General features: G+C 64.8%; 6 protein-coding genes. 3 read left to right on the top strand and 3 right to left on the bottom strand.

The genetic code is table 11. The features are described from left to right. Positions 1 to 387: 387 nt before the first annotated feature. Positions 388 to 1,767 (top strand): aspartate aminotransferase family protein, encoded by a 1,380-nt coding sequence (locus AC0L23_RS39045; protein WP_473358327.1) that lies wholly within the window; start codon positions 388 to 390, stop codon positions 1,765 to 1,767. On the opposite strand, the gene rnd is transcribed toward AC0L23_RS39045, so the two are convergent. Continuing rightward, on the bottom strand, positions 1,752 to 2,903 hold the full coding sequence (rnd, locus tag AC0L23_RS39040; protein WP_018456286.1) for a ribonuclease D: 1,152 nt from the start codon (positions 2,901 to 2,903) through the stop codon (positions 1,752 to 1,754). The two genes, AC0L23_RS39045 and rnd, sit on opposite strands and share 16 nt — an antisense overlap. A 374-nt stretch (positions 2,904 to 3,277) precedes the next feature. Continuing rightward, positions 3,278 to 4,177 carry a LysR family transcriptional regulator gene (locus tag AC0L23_RS39035; RefSeq protein WP_085352952.1) on the bottom strand — a complete coding sequence of 300 codons (900 nt, stop codon included), beginning with the start codon at positions 4,175 to 4,177 and terminating at the stop codon, positions 3,278 to 3,280. A gap of 102 nt (positions 4,178 to 4,279) precedes the next feature. Here AC0L23_RS39035 and AC0L23_RS39030 point away from each other — a divergent pair, with 102 nt between their 5' ends. Then, the gene (locus AC0L23_RS39030; protein WP_085353061.1) at positions 4,280 to 5,269 is read left to right on the top strand and encodes a zinc-dependent alcohol dehydrogenase family protein; all 990 of its coding nucleotides are present in this window, start codon (positions 4,280 to 4,282) and stop codon (positions 5,267 to 5,269) included. Between the two features lie 86 nt (positions 5,270 to 5,355). Here AC0L23_RS39030 and AC0L23_RS39025 read toward each other — a convergent pair whose 3' ends face one another. After that, positions 5,356 to 6,831 carry a protein adenylyltransferase SelO gene (locus tag AC0L23_RS39025; RefSeq protein WP_085384886.1) on the bottom strand — a complete coding sequence of 492 codons (1,476 nt, stop codon included), beginning with the start codon at positions 6,829 to 6,831 and terminating at the stop codon, positions 5,356 to 5,358. Positions 6,832 to 7,025: 194 nt separating this feature from the next. Here AC0L23_RS39025 and aspS point away from each other — a divergent pair, with 194 nt between their 5' ends. Continuing rightward, on the top strand, positions 7,026 to 8,798 hold the full coding sequence (gene aspS, locus AC0L23_RS39020; protein ID WP_085352954.1) for an aspartate--tRNA ligase: 1,773 nt from the start codon (positions 7,026 to 7,028) through the stop codon (positions 8,796 to 8,798). Positions 8,799 to 8,907: the final 109 nt, after the last annotated feature.

The raw sequence follows: 8,907 nt of genomic DNA, 5'->3' as shown, positions 1-8,907 counted from the left end.
CACCCGCCGGGGGGGGGGGGTGGGGGGGCGGGGGGTTTGCGGTGGTGGGTGGTGCTTTTTCTCTGGGGGGTCTCCCGTGGGGGGGGGCCCCCCGCGGGGGGGGGGGGCCCCCGCCCCCCCCCCCCGTCTTGGTCTGCCAACGACGGTGTATCTGCTCTCGATGGCGCTGGTGGAGGTGCGGGAGGCCGCTGCCGCCGATAGCGATGGGAATGACGACGGTGCGGCGTGACAGCTGCCCGATGTGCGGCTTTGTGCAACGCAGCTGAGCGCTTCCTGCCGACGAATTGACGTTGCAAGTTTTGCGCGGTGGCAATAGCCAAGGAGCTGGATCATCGAGTGATGACGCTGGCCGCGCCGGCGACGTGACGCTTTCAAGGATTCCTGCAAATGTCCATGCTGCCCAATTCGCAAGAGGCCCGGGATGTGGCCTACCAGCTCCATCCCTACACCAACGCGCGCGCCCATCAGCAGGCCGGTCCCCTGGTGATCGAACGCGGCGAGGGGCCTTACGTGTTCGATGCGTCAGGCAAGCGCTATTTCGAGGCGATGGCAGGCCTGTGGAGCGTCGGACTCGGCTTCAACGAGAAGCGGCTGGTCGACGCCGCGCACAAGCAGATGCTGGCGCTGCCGTTCTATCACACGTTCTCCGCCAAATCGCACGGGCCCTCGATCGATCTCGCCGAGAAGCTGGTCGCGCTCGCGCCTGTTACGATGAGCAAGGTGTTCTTCACCAATTCCGGCTCGGAGGCCAACGACACTGTTCTGAAGTTGATTGCCTATCGTTCCAATGCGCTCGGCCAGCCACAGCGCAAGAAGGTGATCAGCCGGATGCGCGCCTATCACGGCGTCACCATCGCGTCCGCCAGCCTCACCGGGCTGCCGAACAACCACCGCTCTTTCGACTTGCCGCTCCCGAACATCCTGCACACGGGCTCGCCGCATTTCTACAAGGATGGCGCGCCCGGGGAGAGCGAGGAAGCGTTCGCGACGCGGCGGGCCGAGGAACTCGATGCGCTGATCCAGAAGGAAGGCCCGGACACGATCGCTGCGTTCTTCGGCGAGCCGGTGATGGGCGCGGGCGGCGTCATCGTGCCGCCGGCGACCTATTGGGACAAGATCCAGAAGGTGCTGAACAAGTACGACATCCTGTTGGTCGCCGACGAGGTCATCTGCGGCTTCGGCCGCACCGGCAAGATGTTCGGCTGCGAAACCTACGGCATCAAGCCCGACGCCATCGTGGTCTCCAAGCAGATCACCTCGAGCTATTTCCCGCTGTCGGCCATCATGATGAACGATCGCATGTTCGAACCGATCGCCGACGAGAGCAACAAGATCGGCGTGCTCGGCCACGGCTTCACCGCGGGCGGCCATCCGGTCGGCTCGGCGATTGCGCTCGAGAATTTGAAGATCATCGAGGAGCGGGGGCTGGTTGCGCACGCCGCCGAGCTCGGTGGCTACATGCAAGGCAAGCTGCGTGAACTCACCAGCCATCCACTGGTGGGCGAGGTCCGCGGTGTCGGCATGATCGCTGCGATCGAACTGGTGCTGGACAAGGCGCGCAAGACCGCAGCGGCAACGCCGGGCGCCGTCGGCGGCATGGCCAGCCGCATGCTGCAGGAGCGCGGCGTTATCTCGCGCAACATGCTCGATGCCATTGCCATCTGCCCGCCGCTGATCGTCACCAAGACTCAGATCGACGAGCTGGTCGCGGCGATTTCAGGTGTGCTGGACGACATCGGGAGGCATCGGGGCTATTCCGCTCGCTGAACCCCGATCACGCGGCCTTTCTCGACCGCCAGCGCCAGCTCGCCGCGCTTCAGTTTCAGGGCGGCCTCGCCGAACAGCTCGCGGCGCCAGCCGCGTAGCGCCGGCACGTCGGCCTCGTCGTCGGCCGCAATCTCCTCGAGATCGTCGACGGTCGCAATCACCTTGCTGGCGACCGCATGGCGCTCCGCGGTCATGCGCAGCAACACCTTCAACAGTTCGACGATCGCGGCGCCATTGTTATTGTTGCGCGGCTTTTCCAGCTTCGGCAGCGTGGCGTGATCGCGCGCCAGCCCGCGCTCGACAGCGGCGACGATGTCGGCGCCCCATTTGGATTTCTCAAAACCCTTCGGCACGGAGCGCAGGTTTGCGAGCTTCTCGATCGTGTTCGGCGCATGGGTCGCGATGTCGCTGACGGCCTCGTCGCGCAGCACGCGGCCTCGCGGCACGTCGCGGCTCTGCGCCTCCTGCTCGCGCCAGGCGGCGACCTCCATTAGGACCGCAAGGTCCTTGGGCTTGCGCACCCGCGTCTTGAGCCGTTCCCAGGCGCGCTCGGGATGGAAGTCGTAGGTCTTGGGCGAGGTCAGGACTTCCATCTCGATCGAGACCCATTCGCTGCGCCGGCGCTTTTTAAGGTCGGCATCGAGCGCTGCGAACACGTCGCGCAGATGCGTGACGTCGGACACGGCGTAGTGCATCTGCTCCTTGGTCAGCGGCCGGCGCGACCAGTCGGTGAAGCGGTGGGTCTTGTCCGGGCGGTGTCCGGTGACCTTCTCGACCAGGGCGTCGTAGGCGATGCTGTCGCCGTAGCCGAGCACCATGGCCGCGACCTGGGTATCGAACACCGGGTGCGGGATGATACCCGCCTGGTGCCAGATGATCTCGATGTCCTGGCGGGCGGCGTGGAACACCTTCAACACGCCCTCGTTGCCCATCAGCTCGAAGAACGGCTTGAGGTCGATGCCCTCGGCCAGGGTGTCGATGACGATTGCTTCCTCGGCGCTGGCCATCTGCACCACGCACAGCAGCGGGTAATAGGTGGTCTCGCGCAGGAACTCGGTATCGACGGTAATGACGGGGTGCTTGGCCAGCCGGCTGCAGGCAGCCGCAAGGTCAGCGGTGGTGGTAATCAAATCCATGAACGGCCCATGACAAGTCCATCAGCCGTTCTGCCGAAAGCGCTGTGATGTCAAGGGGCTCGAAGCGAATTCGAGCCTTGCATTTGGACCGGAATCGCATTTTCCGACGAAAATCCTATTCGTAGCGGACCCGCCGGGAGGGTTTGCGCGCGCAGGGCAGTGCCACCACGACCACGCACATGGCGACCAGCGCCAGCCCCAGGAACTCGAAAACCAACAGATCCACGGCAAAATCCCCCAGCAACATTGCTAAACTTGTCGGGGGCGAATTGAGGGTCTGTTAATTCTCGTGGTTACCGGCGGCGGGTCGGGCCGGATGGTGGACGGGGGGTTAACGGCCGCGGCATGCTATGCAGGCGTCACGGCATCAGGCGTCAGGTCATGAGCTTCGGCAGGGCGGCCGCCAAGGCGTCCACGGCGGCGCGAACTTTCGGCGGCATCCGGGGCGAGCGTGGCCAGAGCGCGTGGCAGTCGTAGAGAAATCCCGGCTGACCGCTCAACAGAGTGACGAGTGTACCGGCGCGTAGGCGTTCGCGGACTAGCCAGTATGGCAGCCAGGCCAGTCCCATCCCCTGTGACGCGGCGTCCGCGATCGCGTCGAGATCGTCGAGCCTGAGCCTTCCCGCCGGCACGATTTCGCTCGGAGGCTGGCCCTCGCGGGGAAACAGCCACGGCCGGACGCGTCCGGAGCGGCGATAGATGATCGCCTGATGCTGGGCAAGATCGTCGAGCGATTTCGGCTTGCCGTTGGCGCGCAAGTACGAGCGCGTGCCGCACACCACCATGCGCTGGCTTGCGATGCGCCGCGTCATCAGGCCGGATTGATCGTGTAGATCGCCGGTCCGGATCGCAAGATCGTAGCGGCCCTCGATGATGTCAGCGATCGGGTCGCCGAACGAGAGATCGAGCTCCAGATGGGGATATCGTCGCGCGAGCTTCATCAGCAAGGGGGCGATGCAGTGCCGGCCCAGCAGGGCAGGCATGGTCACGCGGAGCCGGCCACGCGGCTCGGACAATTCGTCGGAAGCGACGGCGTCGGCGGCCACGGCTTCAGCGAGCACAGTGCGGCAGCGCTCGTAGTAGGCTTGGCCTGTCTCGGTCAGGCTCTGGCGCCGTGTGGTGCGGTTGAGGAGGCGGACGCCGAGGCGCTCCTCGAGGAAACGAACGTGCTTGCCGACCATTGGCGCCGACATTTCGAGCGCATCGGCGGCAGCGGCGAACGAGCCTACATCAACCGCCTTGACGAAGACGGCCATGCTGGTCAGGCGGTCCATGATTGCAAACTCCTGGTTTCGACTGTTCACCCCTCTGCACGCTTTATCCGGCGCCGCCCGGTTGGCATAGCTCCATTGAATTCAATTGTTTTGGATGTGTTCATGGCGCGCGTCGTTCGCTTCCACAGACATGGTGGCCCCGAGGTGCTGCGCATCGAGACCGTCGACGTCGCGCCGCCAGGGAGGCGCGAGGTGCAGATCAGGGTCAAGGCGCTCGGGCTCAATCGCGCGGAAGCGCTCTTGCGGAAGGGGACCTATATCGAGACCGCGACCTTTCCGTCCGGCCTCGGTCTCGAGGCCGCCGGCATCGTCGAGGCGATCGGCGAAGGCGTGAGCGGCTTCTCGCCGGGCGAGGTCGTCAGCATCGTGCCGCCCGTGTCGATGGTGCGATGGCCGGCTTATGGCGAGCTCGTCACGTTTCCGGCGGAGTTCGTCGTGAAGCACCCGCCCGAGCTCGGCTTCGACGCCGCGGCCGCGGTATGGATGCAATATCTGACGGCGTTCGGCGCTCTGGTCGATATTGCTGGGCTGGAGCGAGGGGAGTCCGTAGTCATCACCGCGGCGTCGAGTAGCGTCGGGCTTGCAGCGATTCAGATCGCGAACCGGATCGGTGCGATCCCGATTGCAGTGACGCGAACCTCGATCAAACGGCAGGCCCTGCGCGATGCTGGCGCCGCCGACGTCATCGCCTCGGTGGAAGAGGACATCCGGTCACGGCTGCAGGACATTGTCGGCTCAAACGGCGTTCGCGTGGTGTTCGACGCGGTCGGCGGTCCCATATTTGAGCCGCTCACCGCCGCGATGTCGCCGGGTGGCGTTCTCATCGAATATGGCCGCCTGAGCCCAGAGCCGACGCCGTTTCCGCTGGTCAACGTACTGACCAAGAGCCTGACGCTGCGCGGCTATCTCGTGCACGAGATCATCCGCGACCCCGCGCGGCTTGCTAAGGCGAAGACCTTCATCCTCGACGGGCTGCGGGACGGCGCATTGCAACCGATCATCGCCAAAACGTTTCAGTTTGAGGAGATCGGCGAAGCGCATCGCTTTCTGGAGTCAAACGAGCAGTTCGGCAAGATCGTGGTAACGATCTGAGCGAATGATCGTCTTGAACAAACGATTTCGGCACCCCCGCATCTGGATTATGCCTTCGGCTCGTCCACGTGCGCACCGAGCTTGCCTCACGTCCCGCAGAACGTCTGCAGCACCCGCTGCTCCGGCAGCGGCGGATCGGCGTAGGCTGCATAGTCCGGCTGGCCCTCGAACGGTTTAGCCAGCACCTTCACGAATTCCTCAAACGGCGTGTAGTCGTCATCGTTGACCGCGGCCTGGATCACGGCCTCGACGCGGTGGTTGCGCGGGATGAACATCGGGTTGACGGCGTGCATGGCGGCTTGCCGTTCGGCTGCGGTTTGCGGCTCCAGCGCCGTGCGCTCGTGCCAGCGCCTGGCCCACTCGTCGAACGCCGCGGGGTCCATGAATTGCGCGCGTGCATCGTCAGCAGCCGGATCGCCAGCGGCGTCGCCGAGTTTGCGGAAGGTGAGGGTGAAGTCGGCCTGGTTCTTGGCCATGGCGTCCAGCAGGTCCTGGATCAGCGCGTCGTCGCCGTCGCGCTCCGTGAACAGGCCGATTTTCTTGCGCAGGCCCGCCTGATAGCCGTCGCTGAACGTGTCGGAGAAGGCGCCAAGAATGTCCTGGGCCTTGGCGACCGCCTTTTCCTGATCCTCGGAAAACAGCGGCAGCAGGCATTCGGCAAGCCGGGTCAGATTCCACAGCGCGATGCGCGGCTGGTTGGCATAGGCGTAACGGCCCATCTCGTCGATCGAGGAAAACACTTGCGACGGATTGTAGGCGTCCATGAAGGCGCACGGACCGTAATCGATGGTCTCGCCTGATATCGATGAGTTGTCGGTGTTCATCACGCCGTGGATGAAGCCGACCAGCAGCCAGCGTGCGACCAGATCGGCCTGGCGTGCGACGACGCCACCGAGCAGCGCGTGATAGGGCCGCTCGGCGCCGAGCAGCTCCGGATAGTGCCTGGCGATGACGTGGTCGGCGAGCCGGCGAATGGCATCGGTGTCGCGGCGGACGGCGAAGAACTGGAAGGTGCCGACGCGGATATGGCTCGAGGCGACGCGGGTCAGCACCGCGCCGGGCAGCGCGGTCTCGCGGATGACGTGCTCGCCGGTGACGACGGCAGCGAGTGAGCGCGTGGTGGGGATGCCCAATGCGAACATCGCCTCGCTGACGATGTATTCGCGCAGCACCGGCCCGAGCGCGGCACGGCCGTCGCCGCGGCGGGAGAATGGGGTGGGACCGGAGCCCTTGAGCTGGATGTCGCGGCGGATGCCGTCCTTGTCGATGACCTCGCCGAGCAGGACCGCCCGTCCGTCGCCCAGCTGCGGAACGAATTGCCCGAACTGGTGGCCGGCATAGGCCATGGCGATCGGATCGGCGCCGGCGGGAACCGTCTTGCCGGCCAGGATCTCGGCGCCCTCAGGGGTTTCCAGCACATCAGGATCCAGCCCGAGCTGGACCGCCAGCGGCCGGTTCAGCTTGATCAGCCGGGGCGCTGCCACCGGCGTCGGTGCGACCCGGGCGAAAAAGCTGTCCGGCAGCGCCGAATAGGAGTTCTGGAACGGGAAATGGACTGTCATGGCCTCAAGATAGGCGTGGAACGCCTGATGGCAAAGGCTTGAGCCGAGATTGGGCAAAAATGGCCACTTCCAGCCGAAAACGGGCCGTTCCCTTGGTTGCCGCCCCCGTCCTGCCGAGGTAAACCCTGCCGCAACTTTGAACCTGCCGTTTCGGCGGTTCGATTCGATCCTCCGACATTGAATTTGGGACGACCATGCATCGCTACCGGTCACATACATGCGGCGCGCTCCGCGAGAGCAACATCGGCGAGACGGTCCGCCTTTCAGGCTGGGTCCATCGCGTTCGCGACCATGGCGGCGTGCTGTTCATCGACCTGCGCGACCATTACGGACTGACCCAGTGCGTGGTCGATCCGGACTCGCCGGCGTTCTCGCAGGCCGAAAAGCTGCGTTCGGAATTCGTGGTGCGGATGGACGGTAAGGCCCGTCGCCGCCCCGAAGGCACCGACAATGACGATCTGCCGACTGGCAAGATCGAGATCTATGTCAGCGAGATCGAGGTGCTGGGCCCGGCCGGCGACCTGCCGCTGCCGGTGTTCGGCGACCAGGAATATCCTGAAGACATCCGCCTGAAGTACCGCTTCCTCGATCTGCGTCGCGAGAAGCTGCACCAGAACATCATGACGCGCGTCGAAATCATCAAGTCGATGCGCAGGCGCATGGAGGGGCAGGGCTTCTTCGAGTTCAACACGCCGATCCTGACCGCGTCCTCGCCGGAGGGCGCGCGCGACTTCCTGGTGCCGTCGCGCATTCATCCCGGCAAGTTCTATGCCCTGCCGCAGGCGCCGCAGCAGTACAAGCAGCTCTTGATGATGTCGGGCTTCGATCGCTACTTCCAGATCGCGCCCTGCTTCCGCGACGAGGATCCACGCGCGGATCGTCTGCCGGGCGAGTTCTACCAGCTCGACGTCGAGATGAGCTTTGTCACGCAGGACGATGTCTTCGCCGCGATGGAGCCTGTCATCACGGGTGTGTTCGAGGAGTTTGCCAAGGGCAAGCCGGTGACCAAGGGCTGGCGCCGGATTCCGTTCGCGGAAGCCTTGCGCAAATATGGCAGCGACAAGCCGGACCTGCGCAACCCGATCGAGATGCAGGACGTCTCCGAACACTTCCGCGGCTCCGGCTTCAAGGTGTTCGCGCGCATGTTGGAGGACCCCAAGAACCAGGTCTGGGCGATCCCGGCGCCGGGTGGCGGCTCGCGCGCCTTCTGCGACCGCATGAACTCCTGGGCGCAGGGCGAAGGTCAGCCCGGCCTCGGCTACATCATGTGGCGCGAGGGCGGCGAAGGTGCCGGTCCGCTTGCCAACAACATCGGTGCTGAGCGCACCGCCGCGATCCGCGCGCAGATCGGCGTGAAGGAAGGCGACGCCGCCTTCTTCGTCGCCGGCGATCCCGACAAGTTCTGGAAATTTTCTGGGTTGGCCCGCAACAAGGTCGGCGAGGAGTTGAACCTCACCGACAAGGAGCGGTTCGAGCTGGCCTGGATCGTCGACTTCCCGATGTACGAGTACAACGACGAGGACAAGAAGGTCGACTTCTCGCACAACCCGTTCTCGATGCCGCAGGGCGGTCTCGATGCCTTGAAGGGCCAGGACCCGCTGACCATCAAGGCGTTCCAGTACGACATCACCTGCAACGGCTACGAGATCGCCTCGGGTGGCATCCGCAACCACGTGCCGGAAGCGATGGTGAAGGCGTTCGAGATCGCCGGCTATGGCGAGCAGGAAGTCGTCGATCGCTTCGGCGGCATGTACCGCGCCTTCCAGTACGGCGCCCCGCCGCATGGCGGCATGGCCGCCGGTGTCGACCGCATCGTCATGCTCTTGTGCGGCACCAACAATCTGCGCGAGGTCTCGCTGTTCCCGATGAACCAGCAGGCCATGGACCTCCTGATGGGCGCACCGTCGGAGCCCAGCCCCAAGCAGCTCCGCGAGCTGCACGTGAAGGTGAGCCTGCCGCAGAAGTGAGGCTGTCTCCACAGCGTCATTGCGAGCGAAGCGAAGCAATCCAGAATCTTTCCGCGGAGGGACTCTGGATTGCTTAGCGTGGCTCGCAATTACCGGGGGGGATTTTAGC

This window comes from Bradyrhizobium sp. MI1.4, assembly GCF_055811315.1.
The sequence above is the reverse complement of the archived record's forward strand: the minus strand, read 5'-3'. Positions and strand labels throughout refer to the sequence as shown.